The sequence below is a fragment of the Paenibacillus sp. FSL K6-4396 genome, assembly GCF_038002525.1.
In the GTDB taxonomy this organism is placed as follows: domain Bacteria; phylum Bacillota; class Bacilli; order Paenibacillales; family Paenibacillaceae; genus Paenibacillus; species Paenibacillus amylolyticus_B.
In genome coordinates, this window is sequence record NZ_JBBOCR010000001.1 from 3,125,978 (window position 1) to 3,144,473 (window position 18,496).

Annotated in this window: 9 protein-coding genes; 6 read left to right on the plus strand and 3 right to left on the minus strand. The window is 44.9% G+C overall.

What is annotated here, in order from left to right; translation table 11 throughout:
* The first annotated feature begins 157 nt into the window (after positions 1-157).
* Positions 158-2,785, plus strand: a complete 2,628-nt coding sequence (locus MHB85_RS13660; protein WP_181155389.1) for a PAS domain S-box protein — start codon at positions 158-160, stop codon at positions 2,783-2,785.
* A gap of 123 nt (positions 2,786-2,908) precedes the next feature.
* On the opposite strand, the gene MHB85_RS13665 is transcribed toward MHB85_RS13660, so the two are convergent.
* The gene (locus tag MHB85_RS13665; protein WP_192131799.1) at positions 2,909-4,675 is read right to left on the minus strand and encodes an ABC transporter substrate-binding protein; all 1,767 of its coding nucleotides are present in this window, start codon (positions 4,673-4,675) and stop codon (positions 2,909-2,911) included.
* Positions 4,676-4,820: 145 nt separating this feature from the next.
* Between MHB85_RS13665 and MHB85_RS13670 the strand changes: the two genes are divergently transcribed.
* The 3 genes from MHB85_RS13670 (at position 4,821) to MHB85_RS13680 (ending at position 10,169) form a co-directional block, all read left to right on the plus strand.
* Positions 4,821-6,056 carry an MDR family MFS transporter gene (locus MHB85_RS13670; protein WP_341073074.1) on the plus strand — a complete coding sequence of 412 codons (1,236 nt, stop codon included), beginning with the start codon at positions 4,821-4,823 and terminating at the stop codon, positions 6,054-6,056.
* A gap of 601 nt (positions 6,057-6,657) precedes the next feature.
* Positions 6,658-8,403 (plus strand): ABC transporter ATP-binding protein, encoded by a 1,746-nt coding sequence (locus MHB85_RS13675; protein WP_341073076.1) that lies wholly within the window; start codon positions 6,658-6,660, stop codon positions 8,401-8,403.
* Entirely contained in the window at positions 8,400-10,169 is a 1,770-nt protein-coding gene (locus tag MHB85_RS13680) for an ABC transporter ATP-binding protein (protein WP_192131793.1), read from the plus strand. The genes MHB85_RS13675 and MHB85_RS13680 overlap by 4 nt, the downstream gene beginning before the upstream one ends.
* 115 nt (positions 10,170-10,284) lie before the next feature.
* Here the strand turns inward: MHB85_RS13680 and cyoE are convergent, their stop codons facing one another.
* Entirely contained in the window at positions 10,285-11,214 is a 930-nt protein-coding gene (cyoE, locus tag MHB85_RS13685; RefSeq protein WP_036608378.1) for a heme o synthase, read from the minus strand.
* 453 nt (positions 11,215-11,667) lie between these two features.
* Between cyoE and MHB85_RS13690 the strand changes: the two genes are divergently transcribed.
* Both MHB85_RS13690 and MHB85_RS13695 read left to right on the plus strand, forming a co-directional pair.
* Positions 11,668-12,588, plus strand: a complete 921-nt coding sequence (locus MHB85_RS13690; protein WP_192131791.1) for an NAD(P)/FAD-dependent oxidoreductase — start codon at positions 11,668-11,670, stop codon at positions 12,586-12,588.
* A 299-nt stretch (positions 12,589-12,887) separates the two neighbouring features.
* Entirely contained in the window at positions 12,888-16,142 is a 3,255-nt protein-coding gene (locus MHB85_RS13695; protein WP_341073077.1) for a bifunctional cytochrome P450/NADPH--P450 reductase, read from the plus strand.
* 303 nt (positions 16,143-16,445) lie between these two features.
* Here MHB85_RS13695 and MHB85_RS13700 read toward each other — a convergent pair whose 3' ends face one another.
* Positions 16,446-18,275, minus strand: coding sequence for a collagen-like triple helix repeat-containing protein (locus tag MHB85_RS13700; RefSeq protein WP_341073078.1), 1,830 nt, complete (start codon positions 18,273-18,275; stop codon positions 16,446-16,448).
* Positions 18,276-18,496 lie beyond the last annotated feature (221 nt).

The following is an 18,496-nucleotide window of genomic DNA, read 5'->3' on the forward strand; positions in this document are numbered from 1 at the left end:
AATTCTTGAAAATATTTGTTTCAACTCCTGAAATTTTGGGTATTAAGCAGATACTGTTGTTTTAAAACTGACTATATTTTATAGAACATCTGATATCAGTAAAAATTTAGTTTTCGACAAACTTTACATGGAGTCTATGCCAAAAGGAGAACTTACAATGCAGGTTCAAAAGGTCGATCATCATGAATTGTTCGAGCAGATCTACAACCAAGCACCTATTGGAATTGCACTCGTTGCTCCAACAGGACAATGGATGAAAGTGAATCCTGCTTTTTGCTGTTTGCTAGGTTATACAAGTGATGAATTAATGGATCTCACGTATCAGGATATTACACATCCGGATGATTCACCGCAAGATATGATCTGTAGTTACGAGTTATTTGAAGGTAAAATAAAAGAAAATCAATACGAAAAGCGTTACATCAATAAAAATGGTGACATCTTATGGACGTCATTGCATGTTACATTAGTTCGTAGCGAAATTACGGATGAACCTATTTACTTTATTTGCCATATTGTTGATATTACTGACCGCAAAATGTCTGAACAAAAGCTTCTGCATAGTGAAGAGATGTTCAAACTTATTACAGATCATGCTCAGGAGATCATCTATATTGCCGATCAGGAGGGTGTTTGTCGATTCTGCTCACCCTCCGTTCAAGGTTTACTGGGTTATTCGCCAGAACAAGTAATTGGCCAAAATAATGATGCATATTTTCATCCACAAGATCTGGAACGGATTTCACAGATGGACTTGACCAAGGGTAATCTGTTGAATACTAGGGTCCGTCATAAAGATGGGCATTATCTGTGGTTTGAAACCACATACAAGGTCTTTGGTGATGCTGAGCATGGAATGCAGATTTTTTCAATTGGACGAGATGTATCCGAACGAAAAAAACATAAAGACATCAGTGCAGAGGCTGAACGCATCGCCTTAATTGGCAGTTGGGAATGGGATATGGTCAATGACCAGATCGCTCTTTCAGATCAGATTTTTGAGATTCTTGAATTCGAACGTACACGAAAATCATATCGTGCAAGTGATATAGCTAATGTGATTAATCCCGCGGATAAAGCCTCCTTATACGAACAAATGGAATGGGTAAAACAAGGGAAAGCGCTAGATTTCGAGTACAAGCACATTAGCACGAATGGAAGTGAGAAGTATCTTCACTTACGCGGGTTAGTTACGCTCGATGAGAATGGTCAGCCAGTCCAGCTAAACGGAACACTACAGGATATTACTGAACGCAAACGTATCGAATTTAAATTGCAGGAATCTGTGGAGCGATACACTTCGCTTAAGAAATACAATCATGACGCCATTATCTCGTTTAACATGGATGGTAATATTATGAATGCGAATCCAGTAGCGGTGAAAATGACGGGCTGTCCCGTGGCTGAAATGATCGGCACAAGCATAAGCAGATTTATCGGAGCTGTTAATCTGGGTCTGATTCTGGGCAGTAATTATGAGATGGCTGAGAAGGAGATCAACGTTGTTCGGCACACGGATGGCTTTGAGACAGAAGTCTTGGCTACACTTGCTCCAATCATTGTTAATAAATCCAATGTCGGGTTTTACCTGATTGCGAAGGATATTACAGAGCAGAAAAAACTGCTTGTAGCCAAAGAGACAGCGGAGAGAATGAATAAGGCCAAAAGTGAATTTTTGGCGATGATGAGTCATGAAATCCGTACACCTATGAACGGTGTAATTGGGATGACGGATTTGCTCTTGGATACTCCTGGACTTAGCGGGGAACAAAAGGAATATATTGAAATCATTCAGAAGAGTGGAGATTCCTTGCTGGCCATCATTAATGATATTCTTGATTTTTCCAAAATCGAGTCAGGCAAAACCGATCTGGTCGAAGATCCTTTTGATTCCGTAGAAATCGTGACCGAGACGGTGCAAATCGTAAAACCACTGGCTCGTGAAAAGAAGCTGGATGTTCGTATGTGCGTAGAAGACGCTATTCCAACTCCAGTGTATGGTGATGCTTATCGTCTTAAACAGGTACTTACCAATATCATTGGCAACGCGGTCAAATTCACTTCAGAAGGCGGCGTGGAAGTTAAAGTGGGTGTTAAGGAGCAGCAGGGCAATACCGTGCAGCTTTATTTTCAGGTAAAGGATTCGGGCATTGGGATTCCCGCTGAGAGGAAACAACAATTATTTGAACCTTTCTACCAACTGGAGAATTTTATGACCCGCAAACCCCAAGGTACGGGTCTTGGCCTTGCCATTAGCAAGAAACTGGTAGAGCTTATGCATGGAAATATCTGGATTGAGGAGTCGGATGAACCGGGTACAATATTTATATTTACTGCCCAATTCAAATTAAATAACGGTGAAGAGAGCAACAGGTTAGATCAACAGCAGAAGAAGAGCAGAACTTCAGCCTTGCGAATATTAATCGCAGAAGACAATGAGGTGAATAAGCTCGTCCTTAGCAGAATTGTTGAGAAAAAAGGGCACTTCGTGGATCATGTGGTGGATGGTGTTGAGGCAGTCGAGGCGGTCAAACACAATTCATATGATATTGTCTTCATGGATGTGCATATGCCAAGGCTTAATGGATTTGAAGCGACAAAATTGATTAAAAATTCTTTGCCCCCCGAGAGTTGTCCATACATTATTGCGGTAACTGCAAATGCCGTAAGAGGAGACATGGAGAACTGTTTGAAGGCAGGCATGGATGCGTATGTCAGCAAACCGATTAAAATCGAGTCCATTATGCAGGTATTGGAGACCTATTACACCAAATATAATCTCTAAGTGCACTCAAAATGGATCGGCAATAGAGCCGTTAGCTTATCGTAAATAGGCTAGCGGCTTTTTTGCCGATCCATGATTTTGTTCAGCCCTGTATCCCACAGATGCGTCTGTGCACATATATCCCTAAGGATTTTTGATCCACAATTGGGAGATGTCCATATATCCGAATTCTGCTATCTGCATGCCGAAGATGCTCTGATCCAGTTCAGCCTGCTTGTTCATGTGACAGCCATGCAAGATCCAGCAGTGTTCACGTAGCAAGCCTTCAGCTTCATCCAGGAGCGCTGTGCGGTCTGCCCGATGAAGCGTTGCGAAATGATCCAGTTTGTCATCCAGTTGAGACTGGAATACAGGGGACATACACATATGAAAATGATTGGACAGGTTTTTGAAAAAATGAATCATGCCGTACTGCCAATCTTCCTCCAGTATCTCTTCAGCCAAGATCAATTGGGCGTTCGTGGTTTCCTCTGAGTTGAAATAATCCACAACGGCGTGCATGCTGATGTTCATTCCGATGGACTGCGCACGACATTGGAACCACTCCGCAACGTCTGCGTCCTTATTATGCTTATACGATAAAGTTATCGTCTCACCCCGGTACCCACAGCTATGCAGCAATTCACGAGCATGGTCAAGAGAAACGGCTGTCCAGTCTTGGGCTGCACTTCTCCAGGGAAGGAAGCTGCTGGCTGGTGTGATCCGATTGCCACCGAGATCTCTGACAAGCGCGACCGGATCATAGACGATACGCAGGGCTTGTCGAAATAGGGGATGATGATGGATGCCTTCCTTGTGAAAATTAAACAGCATATACTGACAACCCAGCGCCGGATAATTGATGCTGTTGGTCTGTTCACAGCCTGTTGTGAGACTCAATCGATCAGTACCTGGTAGCTCATAATAGCGATCATTCGGACTCAGGTCAGTCACAAACCAGAAATGAACTTGATCCAGATGTGGCCGGATGCCGTAATAGGCATCAAATGCGGTAAGTTCCAACACATCTTCATTCAGCTCAGAGATCTGAAAAGGACCGGTACCTATTAAGGTATTGGCTACATTGTAATCGTAGGGCAGGATTGTCATTCGAATACAACTGAACAGATGCAAGAAGAACCGATTAGGACGACGAAGAACAAACTTGATACAGTAATCGCCAGCTACTTCCGCACGTTCGATATCCCGGTACAACCAGATGGACGGACTATTCACATCTATCAATCGTTGCAACGTCGCTTGGACATCCCGGGACGTCATGACACGACCGTTGTGAAAACGTACACCTTTCCTGAGATAGAAGGTCCACAATCGATGGTCCTCACTACACTCCCACATATGAGCCAATGCTGGCCGGAATGATTCCATCTTGGCATTATAAGTGATCAACGTATTACAGACCTGGCTCAGCAGATAGGTTTCAAATGCAGTATAAACAAAGGCTGGGTCCAGATCACCTAACTGGCGAGACCTCATAATGCGCAGGATATCCTGACCTGAGGAAGTTTCCTCGTGGCTGTGAAATCCCATCTGTTGATGGAGGGAGAGCATGAGCTGTTCTCGCAGTGAATCATGCATCTGAATGGTTCCGATGAGTTCAATGGCATCTTTCATTTTGCCTTTAGCGAGAAGTTCGGTAAAACTGGCTTCCAGCGCATCATTCATGCTACGCAGTAACGTTAACTCCGAATGGTGCCCACGACCACGCCCGGGTTGCCAGTGGATGAAGCCTTGCTCCTCCAATTTTCTAATGATGAACTTCACATTACGAGGGGTGCAGCACAAGGCAGCGGACAGGCTATCAATTGTTACCGCTACAGGTTCATGGAGCTTGAACGAAAGTTGTTCGGCCCCGGCGAGCCTTATAAAGTGTGTATGTAGGGTATCCATGTGCATAACTCCTCTATTAAAGGTGAAAAGTGTGATCATATGTTTACACTTTTACTTCCCCCTTTTATCCTTACAATTATACATTAGTAGAAGTTGTTCAAAAAGTCCGCTTAGGAAGCATCTAGAATGAATAGGAGAAGTTCGCATGAAGCAATATTTGAGGCAAATTCACCCCTTGGCATGGACCATCATTATCGGAACCATGTTTGGACGTCTTGTCACGTCAATGAGTATCCCGTTTCTTTCCATCTATCTGACACGTGTACTAGAGGCTACACCGACCCAGACCGGTATTACTGTGGCCGTTAGCTCGCTGGCAGGTGTAATGGTCAGCTTTTATGGCGGTTATATTTCGGACCGGATCGGTCGCAAAATCGTGATGTTAATCTCGGTATTTAGCTGGGCAGGTGTTTTTTTCATTTTTTCAGCAGCAGAGCATCTATGGGTGTTCTTTGTTGCCAATACGTTAAACGGATTATGCCGCGCAGTATTTGAGCCCACCTCCAGAGCGCTGTTATCGGATATTACTTCTCCGGAGAACAAATTGCTGGTGTTTAACCTCAGATATGCTGCAATTAATCTCGGTGTAGTCTTTGGGCCAATTATCGGATTTCAGCTGGGATCATCTGAATCAACGTTTCCGTTTGTGATTTCCGGATTGGTATACATAGCCTATGGACTTGTATTATTTCTGCAATTCAAGTTACAGCATGCCAATCTGCCAGAGCGTCATCAGGCAACTGCACCACGTTTGCGTGAAGCACTTATGACCACCGGTCGCGACCGGGTATTTCTGCCGGTATTGATCGGTACCACATTCTGTGTTCTGGGTTACGGACACTTTAGTTCTACGTTGGCACAGTACTTGGCGAGGAGCCCGATCTTTGAAAATGGAAGCCAGATGTTCTCGTACATGCTGTCCCTGAATGCCGTGACGGTACTGATTATTCAGTATCCTCTTGTGCGAACATTCCGAAACTTTCCACCGCTTGTTCCTCTGATTGTGGGTAATCTGCTGGTCGCAACCAGTCTGATGATGGTCGGAATCGCTGAAGGTGTACTCATGATGATGATGAGTGTCATACTATTTACCATTGGGGAAGTATTGTTGTTCACGATGATGGATATGCTCATCGACCGAATTGCGAAGCCGGAATGGAAAGGAACGTATTTCGGTACCATCGGCTTCAATAATATTGGTAGTGTCATTGCTCCTGTCATGGGAGGGGTGTTGTTAAGTCAATTTGGAGCGGAGAATGGACTCGCTGTCTTTGTACCGATTGCGCTGACGACTGCTCTGGGAGTACCTTTTCTTCTGATCGCACATAGACGTCTTGTTGTTAGAGAGAAGCAAACAGAGCCTACATCATTAAGTATGTAGCGAGAATTGAAAGATTAATGACATGAATTAAATAACAATTCAGTTAAAATTATCTTGACGAATGTTAAACCAGCGAATACAATAAACAACAAATATGTGAAACGGGTGGGATGATGATTATGTTTATGCCTATACAGACTTCAAATCGATAACTGAATACGCATGAGCATAGTGACATTAATCCAATTTTTTGCAATGATCGCGTTGGGACAGTCATGTTTGTGCACCTCTGTCGTGGACGCTCATCATTATTGCGATGCAGAGGAGATACGGGAAATGCTTTGCATTTCATTCGATCTCTTTTGGCTACAAGCTGTAGATGAACATTAGTTCATCTATGGCTTTTTTGCATGCATTCCACCCAATTTGTTCACATAGAGAGGAGGGTTAGGAGCGTTATTTTATAAAAAACTAACATGTTAAAAAGGAGAATGTACAATGATCAACTTACGTTCTACATATCAATTATGGGCGGGAAATACCGATTTTAATGTTTTTATGTATGACTCATCCTAGTGATCGCAAATTTGCTATCGTTAAGATCATCAATAAATATGAATAGGCAAGAACAATTAAATAAACCGATAAAGAGGTGGGACCTGTGCCCAAAACAGAGAAAGGCTCCATGTCATGGCTGCTGCGTTATCTGAAACCCGTTAAAGGACGGCTGGCCTTGCTTTTAATCATGTTGCTCACATCAACGGGGCTTCAGCTTTTGAATCCACAGATTATCAAACGATTTATCGATACAGCAGCAAGTGGGGGAGTCCTCACCAATCTTGTTCAGCTCGCAGGAATATTTCTGGTTGTTGCCGTGTTTAATCAACTCATCACGGTAGCGGTCAGTTATCTGGGGAACGACGTGGCCTGGCGGGCCACGAATCAACTGCGCGGAGATTTGCTGAAGCACTGCCTGCGTCTTGATATGCGTTTTCATAATGTGAAAACACCTGGAGAGATGATTGAACGTGTGGATGGTGACGTAACGAGCATCTCCAATTTTTTCGCGATGTTCATCGTGCAAGTGATCGGGAGTTTTGTGCTGCTGGCCGGAATTCTCGGATTCATGTTCAGTGTCAATGTGCCCATTGCTTTGGTGATGACCGTGTTCACATTATTATCGATCCTGTTCATGGTCTTCATCCGAAATCTGGGCGTGGACTCTTCCAAAAATGAACGGGCGGCAAGTGCCTCTCTGTTCGGATTAATTGAAGAACGCATCGCCGGGATTGAAGATGTGCAAGCGAATGGTCATGTGCCGTATGTGATGAACCGCTTTTACCGCACGATGCGCACGGTATTCCGTAAGGGGAGAAAAGCCTGGCTGCTACGGGTTATTCCGTGGAATACCACAGTGGTTCTGTTCGCTCTGGCGGTCACTGCGGTGCTTTTGCTGGGTGTGCATTATTATATGGAAGGTCTAATTAGTATCGGAACGTTATTTCTGATCTACCAATATACGCAGATGCTGAATGATCCGATTGAGATGCTTGGAGATCAGGTGCAGGAGTTCCAAAAAGCAAAATCAGGCATGCTGCGCTCCAGAGAGCTGTTGTCCATGCAGAGTGTGATTGAAGAGGGGATAGAGGAGCAATTGCCTGAAGGACCGCTTGGATTGGAATTCAATCAGGTACATTTCAGCTATAACCAGGATAAACCGGTATTGCAGGACATTAATTTTGCCATTAAACCTGGAGAACGTCTGGGAATCATCGGTCGCACAGGTAGCGGCAAATCGAGTCTTAGTCGTGTTCTACTCCGCCTGTACAATCTGGATCGGGGGACGATCCGTGTAGGTGGAACGGATATCACGAAGCTTACATTACAAGCGCTCTATCGCCGAGTGGGTATGGTAACACAGGATGTGCAGTTGTTTGATGGCACGCTGCGTGACAATCTTACCCTCTTCAATGGGGATGTATCAGATCATATGATCAAGGAAACGACGGATCGCCTTGGGCTTAGCCAGTGGATTAATTCACAACCAGAAGGACTCGATACGTATCTGGCAGCAGGTGGAGCTTCATTGTCGGCAGGGGAAGCACAGTTATTTGCCTTAACCCGCGTATTCCTGACCGAACCAAGTCTGGTTATTCTAGATGAGCCTTCGTCACGTCTGGATGCTGCGACTGAAAGCATGCTGCAATCTGCAATTGACCAGTTAATGAAACAATCCACCGGAGTTATTATTGCTCACCGATTAGCTACACTCGAGAAAGTGGACCGGATTATGGTGCTCGGAGATGGCAAGATACTAGAATTTGGAGCGAGAGAAGAACTTGCTAGTAACCCGGCATCTCATTATGCCAGACTGCTCATTACAGGCCGAGAGGAGGAATTGGCATGACTGTAGCAGGATTTATAGGCCGTTTGTTTCGATTCAGGCCTTTGTTATTTGTAATCAACGGATTGTTATGGTGTATATTTCACTCCTTGCCGCTAGCCATTGGTATTGGAATGCAATGGTTTTTTGATCGCACAACAGTGGGGTCAAATGACTACATGTGGCTTGCTGTGCCGCTTATCTTTATTGCTTTGGTCCGAATGGCACGGGTGGGTACATTTTTTGTAGCCTTCTATGCATGGGTTACGTATCTGTATCATGTTCAGGCGATTTTACGAACCAACATGCTCGCAGCGATCATGCGCTGGCCTGGACGTAATCTTCCGGCTTCACCAGGGGAGGCGATGAGTCGCTTTCGGGATGATGTCGATGAAGTCGTCGAGTATGTAGAATCATGGGTGGACTTCTGGGGACGACTTGTATTCGCTATTGTGTCCATCGTCATTATGGCGAACATTAATTGGCAGATCACAATGGTTGCCGTGCTGCCATTGGTGGTCGTGACCTTACTCAACAACCTGTCCGGAAATCGGGCTCGAAAGTATGCACAGGTTAATCGTGAAGCGACTGGGCGAATTACCAGTTTTATTGCGGAAACGTTTGGAGCAGTGCAAGCCCTGAAACTGGGTCAGGCCGAAGAGAATGTCTCTTCACGTTTTAACCAGTTGAATGAGGATCGTCGTCAGGCTGCACTCCGGGACAATCTGTTTAAGCAGTGGATGAGATCGATGAATCAGCATGTTCTAAGTATCTGTACCGGATTGATTCTACTGATGTGTGCAGCTGAGATGAAAGCAGGGAACTTTACCGTAGGTGATTTTGCCTTATTCACCAGCTATCTGGCCAATATCGGATTTAGCATTTCACTGTTTGGTTATATGGTGTTTCAGCACAAAAGGCTCAAGGTATCCTATGATCGTATGCGTAAGCTATTCCGTCCAGGGGAAGAAGATCAGATCATGGATTCGAGGGAAATCTATCTGTATGAAGATCCGCCGGAGCTTGTAAGTGAACAGAGGGACCCTAAGGAGAAGTTGCAATCTCTTGAGGTGAATAAGCTGACTTATCAATATCCGAATTCTGTAAATGGCATAGAAGAAATCAGTTTCCGTCTGAAACGTGGACAATTTCTTGTTATTACGGGACGGATCGGGTCAGGTAAATCAACGCTTGTACGCACACTTCTTGGACTGTTACCCAAGCAAAAAGGGGACATTCACTGGAATGGAGCAGCTGTTGATCCAGCAACGTTCCTGATGCCGCCTAGAGCAGCGTATACCCCGCAAGTGCCAAGACTGTTTAGTGATACGTTGAAAGAAAATATCGTCCAGGGCAAACAGGGTAACTCCGAGCAAGCCCTTGAAAAAGCCATTCGTCTGGCTGTGATGGAGAAGGATATCAAACATCTGGATCAGGGGCTTGAGACCCCGGTTGGTCCCAGAGGGGTGATGCTGTCAGGCGGGCAGATTCAGCGCGCGGCCACAGGACGCATGTTAATGACGGAGGCGGACCTGTTTATCTTTGATGACCTGTCCAGTGCACTGGATGTGGAGACAGAACAACAAGTATGGGAAGGGCTGTTCCAAGAGCCGGATGTCACCTGCATCGCAGTTTCTCACCGCAGGGCAGCACTTTCCAAAGCAGATCACATTATCGTGATGAAAGATGGACGCATTGAAGCCGAGGGAAGTTTGGCCGAATTGCTTGCCACCAATGAAGAGATGCAGTTACTGTGGCAAGGGGAGCAAACCCCAGCCAAAGTCGGATAGCTTTAAAAATTTAGAAAAGATAATAACAAAGCAAAAAAGCCTTACAGACGACTCCTTGGTAGAGTACAGTCTGTAAGGCTTTTATCGTTATAACGAGTGGTAAGATGGAATATTTTTATCTCATCATTTGAGCAATCAAGGAATACGCAATGATGACCAGGAAGATAATAGTGATATGGTTAATGGAGAAGATAAACATCCGTTTGGACCATTTCTCTGTTTCTTTCTTATCAAAGGTAGCCACACTGAGAATGAGCCAGGCCAAGCTAACCAGAAATGCCACAATAGCGACAAATGGACTCATCGGCCAGAATAAAAAGCTGGAGATCAGTAACAGTACCAGATACACATTTGTCTGAATGTATGTCCGTCTGATGCCTTTAACAACGGGTAGCATGGGAACACCAGCAGCTTTGTATTCGTCAAAACGACGAATCGCAATCCCGTAGAAGTGAGGCATTTGCCATAAGAGCATCGTAACAACCAATGCCCAGATCTCGAAATGACCCAGTTCCGGTGAAATGGCTGCCCAACCGATGAGTGGAGGCACAGCACCCGAAAGACTTCCCACTTCCGTGTTGTAGATCGTTGTACGTTTGGTCCACATCGTGTAAGGGAACACGTAAAGCAACAGACCCAAAATACCAAATACAGCAGCGGATGGGGAAGCGATGTACAACATGATGCCCCCGATGATGGTGATGGCAATACCGAGAATCAGACCCGACTTGGTATCTACGCGACCCGTAACGGTAGGGCGTTTCTTCGTACGTTCCATGATCGCATCAATATCACGATCATACAAGTTGTTAAACACCCCTGCAGCTCCAATAATGAGAGAAGATCCAATAAAGGAAAGGATGATTGGTACAATATTAGCTAAGATTGAAGCATCAAATACATATAAAGCCAAACTTAAACCCGCAAACATGGCGATCAGGTTGGACTTGATGATTCCGATTTTAATCGTATCGAAGAATACTTTCGGAATCGAGCTATACTCCAGGCTGATATTGGTCTGTGAACCATTATTCAATGTTTTCAAGAACTCACTTCCTATATCTATACTTGTATATTATGTCGCTATTATACCATTCAATACACTATGTGATTTAATTAACGTTTTAGTATTTAAAATAATGTCATTTGATTGTGAACAATTTAAAAACAAGGTTGTTTTTAATTGTTAAATAATTATTTCTGTGTTACAGGAGAGAATCCAAAAATCCAGGTATAAAAGTGATTTAAAGTTTGTTCTGTCATTGTAGTGTAAGTGTAAATAATCTTTTATTCAACTCACACAGGCTGGATTGAAGAAGGTAGTTAAAGATATATGTTGCAAAATAGTTAGGTTTTGTTTATTGTGGATATAAGATATCTTTAATAGTCTTGTTTTGATGTGTTCTTGTAAATCTCCGATATTACTTTCTTAAGAGAGAGCGGAGGTTATTTTTAAAACTTAATTAGAGATATTAAATGTCTGGAAAGGGTGATTAATATGAATCAACTCTTGGATGTACTTATTATTGGTGGAGGACCAGCGGGGCTTAATGCAGCCCTAGTACTCGGCAGGGCCCGTAAGAACGTTGTGGTCATCGATGATGAGACACCGCGAAACTGGGTAACAAGGGAGACGCATGGGTTTGTGACAAGAGATGGGGCTAGTCCACGTGAATTCCGCAAAGCAGCCAAAGAACAGATTGCAGCGTATCCCTCAGTTCAATTTGCATCCGATACGGCAACAGCGATAACAGGTAACGATGGTGATTTTGTAATCAAGACTACTCAGGGGGCAAGTTATCGCACGAGAAAGATTTTGTTTGCGGTAGGTAAGAAAGACCTTCCTTTGGATATTAACGGATTAACAGAGGTTTACGGTAAAAGTGCGTTTGTGTGTCCATATTGTGATGGATGGGAGTTAAGAGACCAATCGCTGGTCATCATCGTTAGTGGAGATAAGGCATTACATATGGCAAAAGTCATATCCGGCTGGACAACACAATATACGATCTGTACGAATGGATCAGATTCCTTAACCGATGAGCAGCGTGAAGAGCTGAAGCGGCATAATGTTACTGTATTCGATGCACCGATTCAATCCATTAACTCTGAAGAAGGGATGGTACAGCAAGTTGTACTAAATGACGGTATAGCGATTCCATGCACAGGAGTCTTCTTCCAACCAAAACTGTTTACCGGATCAGAACTGCCAAAGGCCATCGGTTGTGAAATTACAGAGTCGGGGACGGTTATCGTTGATGCTTCCGGCAAAACATCCGTAGCGGGTGTTTACAGTGCTGGTGATGCAGCATCCGAGATGTATCAGGCAATCACGGCTGCGTCTCTGGGGGCATTGTCTGCGGTAAGCATTAATAATGAATTGAATTTCGAGAAGTGGGATGAGCCAACTCATCGTTAGATTAAATTAATAAGCGTCATAGAATCATAGCGTCATTGGTTCATACAGTAGGGGATTGCATATGCAATCCTCTATTTGTTGTTATTCAACCTAAATGTTGAATAATTCAAATGAAAGTAATACAGCTAGAAGAAAATTTGATATTAATTTAAAATTGGTTTATTGTATTATCAAATGATACAATTATCTATCATTTATAAAATCATTAAAGGAGAGATCACTTATGAATGAAAGCAGAACAGCTATCATATGGCTAACGAATACCTTGCTCCACGGCGTACAGTTAAGAGGTGATCATCATGAGTGATGCAACTTACATTCCACAGCCCAAAATGTATGGACCACTTGGCAATTTGCCTTTGATAGATAAAGATAAACCAACGCTGTCGCTAGGTGTCCTGGCTGAACAGCATGGACCAATATATCGACTTACCGTTCCCGGTTATTCCGGTTTAATCGTATCTGGACCAGATCTTGTTGCTGAGTTATGTGATGTGTCCCGTTTTGACAAATATGTATACAATGAACTCGAAAATGTACGTGCCTTTGGAGGCGATGGTTTATTTACAAGCAGAACATCGGAGCCCAATTGGAAAAAGGCCCATAACATTCTGCTTCCCACCTTCAGCAAACAGGCCATGAAAGGTTATCATCCCATGATGGTTGATATTGCCGAACAGTTGATCAACAAATGGGCACGTCTCAATTCCAACGATACGATTGATGTTGCGGATGATATGACACGCCTTACGTTGGATACCATTGGATTATGTGGATTCAATTATCGGTTTAACAGTTTTTACAGACAGGACCACAGTCCTTTTATTGAAAGTATGGTTAGGGCATTAAATGAAGCGATGCAGAAGAGCTCACGTTTGAAAATTCAGAATCTGCTTATGGTGAAAACCAAACGACAGTTCCAGGACGATATTCAGACGATGTTCTCTCTGGTAGATCAAATTATAGAGGAACGTAAAGCGAGTTCAGCACCCGAAGAGGTTGACTTGCTCGCTCGTATGCTGAATGGCAAAGATCCAGAGACTGGAGATATGCTGGATGATGAGAACATCCGTTATCAGATTATTACTTTTCTTATTGCCGGACATGAAACCACGAGTGGTCTATTATCTTTTGCTCTTTACTTTCTACTGAAAAATCCGGAATCGCTTCAAAAGGCGTATGACGAGGTGGATCAGATATTGGTCAGTGAATCACCACAGTACGAGGAAATTCTTCAGCTTTCCTATATTCGCATGATTCTCAGTGAATCGCTGCGTCTATGGCCAACAGCCCCGGGATTTGACGTATATGCCAAAGAAGACACCGTCATAGGTGGCAAATATCCCTTGAAGAAAGGGGAAAGCTGCAGTATTCTCATGCCTCAGCTACACCGTGATAGAGAGGCATGGGGAGAGGATGCGGAGCTTTTCCGTCCGGAGCGATTTGAAGATACGGCGAAAGTTCCTCATCATGCGTATAGACCTTTTGGTAATGGGGAGAGAGCGTGTATCGGCATGCAGTTTGCTTTATATGAAGCAACACTTGTGCTTGGCATGGTCCTCAAACATTTTGACTTGATCGATTATAGCAACTATGAGTTGGATGTCAAACAGACACTAACGTTGAAGCCGGGAGACTTCCAGATCCAGGTGAAAGAGCGCAAGGTGTCACAAAAGATGAATAAGTCTACCGTATCCGTGGAAGAAAAATCTGCTCCTGTTGTTCATAAAAATATAACAAGTGACAGCCAGAGGGGAGAAATCCTGGCCGTTGAAACGGATGGTAACCCTTCGCTCCTGGTGTTATATGGTTCCAATCTGGGAACGGCAGAAGGCATTGCCCGAGAGCTTGTGGAGAAAGGCCGTTCTTATGGAATCCCAATTGAAGCAGCCACTCTGAATGAGTGGGTTGGCCGCATACCTCGCCAAGGTGTCGTTCTCATCGTCACTGCTTCGTATAACGGTAAACCTCCGCAAAATGCTACGGCATTTGTAGACTGGTTGAAGGGAGCAGAGTCAGAGGAAACAAGGGATGTAAACTATGCAGTTCTGGGCTGTGGAGATCGGAGTTGGTCTGGAACGTACCAGAGCATTCCTCGATTGATAGATGAGAAGCTTGAAGAATTGGGGGGTAAAAGACTGTTATCCCGCGGTGAAGCCGATGCCGGAGGTGATATGGAGAAACAACTCGAGGCGTGGCAGCATATGTTGTGGCCTCAGGTGTTGAATGCTTTGGGGATCAACGCGGAAGTCGTGAAGCCCTCCATATCAAGCACAAGCAGACTTCAAATGGAGATTGTCCGTGAGAAAACGGATATGCCACTTACACAAACATATGATGCCAGCTATGCCACGGTATTAGTTAATAAAGAGCTTCAGGAGATGGGAAGTGGGAGAAGCACACGTCACATTGAGGTGTTGCTTCCTAAAGGTATGACTTATAGAGAAGGCGATCATCTCGGCGTGTTGCCTAGCAATCAGCCGCAGAATGTGGACCGGGTTCTGAGTCGGTTCGGATTAAGTGGAGATGTCCACGTTCAATTAACTTCGGACACGACACACCTTACACATCTTCCCCTGAACCGTCCCGTCAAGGTACAAGAGTTGCTCACTCAATGTGTGGAACTGCAAACACCTGTTACCAGAACACAGTTGCAGGAGTTGGCTAATCATACGGTATGCCCCCCTCATAAGCGTGAACTGGAAGGCATGTTGGACGAAAACAGCTATAGGGATTATATTCTTGCCCATCGAATCACCATGTTGGACCTGTTAGAAAAATATGAAGCGTGTGAGTTACCTTTTGAAAAATTCATTGAACTATTGCCTCCGCTTAAGCCCAGATATTATTCAATATCCAGCTCGCCAAGCCTGAATACCGAGCAAGCGAGCATAACCGTATCGGTAGTAAAAGAGCCTGCATGGAGTGGAAAGGGCATATACCTTGGCGTTGCTTCATCATACCTCGCCAATTGCCAATACGGAGAACGTATACTGATGTTTGTACGGACGCCGGAATCCGAATTTGTTCTATCGGAAGAGGCTGATGTTCCCATGATCATGGTGGGACCGGGGACGGGGGTTGCACCATTCAGAGGTTTCCTCCAGTCGAGAGCGGTCATGAAACAGAGAGGTATGCCACTGAGTGAGGCGCATTTGTTCTTTGGGTGCAGGAATGATTCAGACTTCATCTATCGTCAGGAGCTAGAACAATACGAACGAGAAGGCATTGTTAAGTTACACACTGCTTTTTCTCGTGCGGATGGCAAGCCCAAAACGTATGTACAGCATCTGATGAAGGAGGATTCCGAACAGTTGATTCACATGCTGATGAACAAAGGAAAACTCTACGTATGCGGGGATGGAAGCCAGATGGCTCCTGCGGTAGAAGAGGCTTTACAGCAATCATATCAGGAGGTGCAGGGAGCAACGATGCAGCAAGCGAAAAACTGGCTCATTCAGCTTCAGGCGGAAGGACGCTACGTGCAAGACGTGTGGGCAGGTAAACGAACGGTTGAACCCTCTCAACTTCTTTACCAGAAAGTACACAAGTAGTACCTTACGCACAAAAGTATATAACTTGGCAGACCATTCTACCTAAGTCTCAATTTCCAACGCTTGGTGATATTCCGATGACAGCAAGTTATAATGTTGATCCATATCGGGGACAACTTAGACTACAATCCGTTGATGGTCAGACAGGTTATACATGGACCGTGACCTACGGAGGTTATGTAACCTATTAATTAATAATGGAATAATGCTCTACTCATCCAAAAACAGCCGTTCGATCTGGAGTTCCACATCCAAATCGGCGGCTGTTTTGATTAGGAGCTTTGTAAGAACGAGTAATGATTTTTATCTGGAATCCTGAATCGTTGCCGTACTGTTGTTGGCGCTCAGGGCGGAAATCGGATCGAAAGGGGGACCTGTTATTGTACCTACGAGCAGTGCAATATCCACCGCATTGACCGGACTGCCCCATGAATTCCCAGAGAAGACCATGACGGCCCGGTCATTAACAAATCCTCGGGTATTATAAACAACATTGCTAATAACTTCTCCAGTCGTATTAGGGTTAAAGTAGGCTGGCTGACGTAAGGAATAAAAAATATTATTTTGTACAAGCAAGCCAGTCATATTTCCAGTCTGGGTCACGAGACCACGATTGACAACCCAACCTGAAGAAGGGCCAGCTTGAGGAGGACCGAATATCGTATTATTTATTACGGTATGATTGGTTCCGCCTAATTGAATAAATTCAACAGCATAAGGGTTATCACTAGTGATCGTTAATCCGTCTACAGTTACTCCGCTTCCAATGATAGTGAAAGGGATAACGGCAGCTTGTAACAGGATGATTGTACTAGGATAGCCTTTTAAAGTTATTCCTGCTTTATTAATGGTAATGTTCGCAATTATTGGGTATGTGCCACCAAGAATATGAACGGTTCCTGTTGGAGATACCGCGGTTACACCTTGTTGAATCGTTCCAAAAGGACTGGCCTGTGTTCCATTTCCGCCCACTGCACCTTGCAAAACATATACATCAAAGGGACTGGGCTGTACTGTACCCGTCGCCCCCGTTGCACCCGTGGTGCCAGTAACACCTGTCGCTCCAGCGAGGCCAGTTGCTCCAGTGGCACCTGTATTGCCTGTAGCCCCCGTTGCACCTGTCGCTCCGGTAGGGCCCTCCGGACCGCCAGAGGGTCCAGTGTCACCCGTAGGACCTGTGGTTCCTGTCGCGCCTGTGACTCCAGTAAGTCCTGTGGATCCGGTGATACCTGTAGCCCCGGTAGGACCTGTCGCGCCAGTGTCACCCGTAGGACCTGTGGTTCCTGTCGCGCCTGTGACTCCGGTGAGTCCAGTGGATCCGGTAATGCCCGTTGCCCCGGTAGGACCTGTCGCACCAGTGTCACCCGTGGGACCTGTAGTTCCTGTCGCGCCTGTGATTCCGGTAAGTCCAGTGGATCCGGTAATGCCTGTAGCCCCGGTAGGACCTGTCACGCCAGTGTCACCCGTGGCACCTGTAGTCCCAGTTACTCCAGTGATGCCCGTAGCTCCTGTAAATCCTGTAATGCCCGTGACTCCTGTATCGCCTGTAGAGCCGGTAATACCTGTAGCTCCGGTAGGACCTGTACTCCCGGTAGGACCTGTCACGCCCGTGGCACCCGTCGTGCCCGTATTGCCACTGGCACCTATCGCGCCTGTAAGACCCGTGGCACCCGTCACCCCTGTAAGTCCGGTAGCGCCTGTTGTCCCGGTAGCTCCGGTGGAGCCAGTGACTCCTGTAACGCCTGTAGCTCCTGTAGCCCCGGTAGCTCCATTAAAATTCTCACTGCCAAATAATTCGGAATAAACGAGTCGGTGAGCAGCAACCAAAGAGCCGGCAGTGTTTTTCCCCCAAAAAGAAACCAAAATGTCCTCAGGGGTTGCTCCTGTAACGGTAATAACGTATTCGAAACTGTTAAGATCAGCAAAATAAGTTCGTGTAGCTACTGCACCGGGTAAGATTGTGAATTGCTCACTTACATATAGAGCTCTGTTTGTAATTAATGAATATCCTTGGACAAGTATAGTTGCGGCGTTTACGACACTCTGATTTTCAACTTTAATGGAAACAATCTGAGTTGGCCTTACCCCATTCACGGGGCTATTATCAATAGGGCCAGTTAGCAGGATTGCCAAGTTTCTCACTCCTTTTCTCAAAAATCGAAACTAAGTGTGATTCAGCATTGATGTATGTGTATTCGAAGACAGGGAAAAGTTCCCTACTTTCTCAGAATGAAATGTATAAAAGGTAATAATTAAAAAAAGAGGATGTTATGATGCCTCTCATATGAAAATGCTTTCAAATTAAAAGTGAAATATTATGATTGACAGCACCGATCTGAGCGGGTTTAATTATA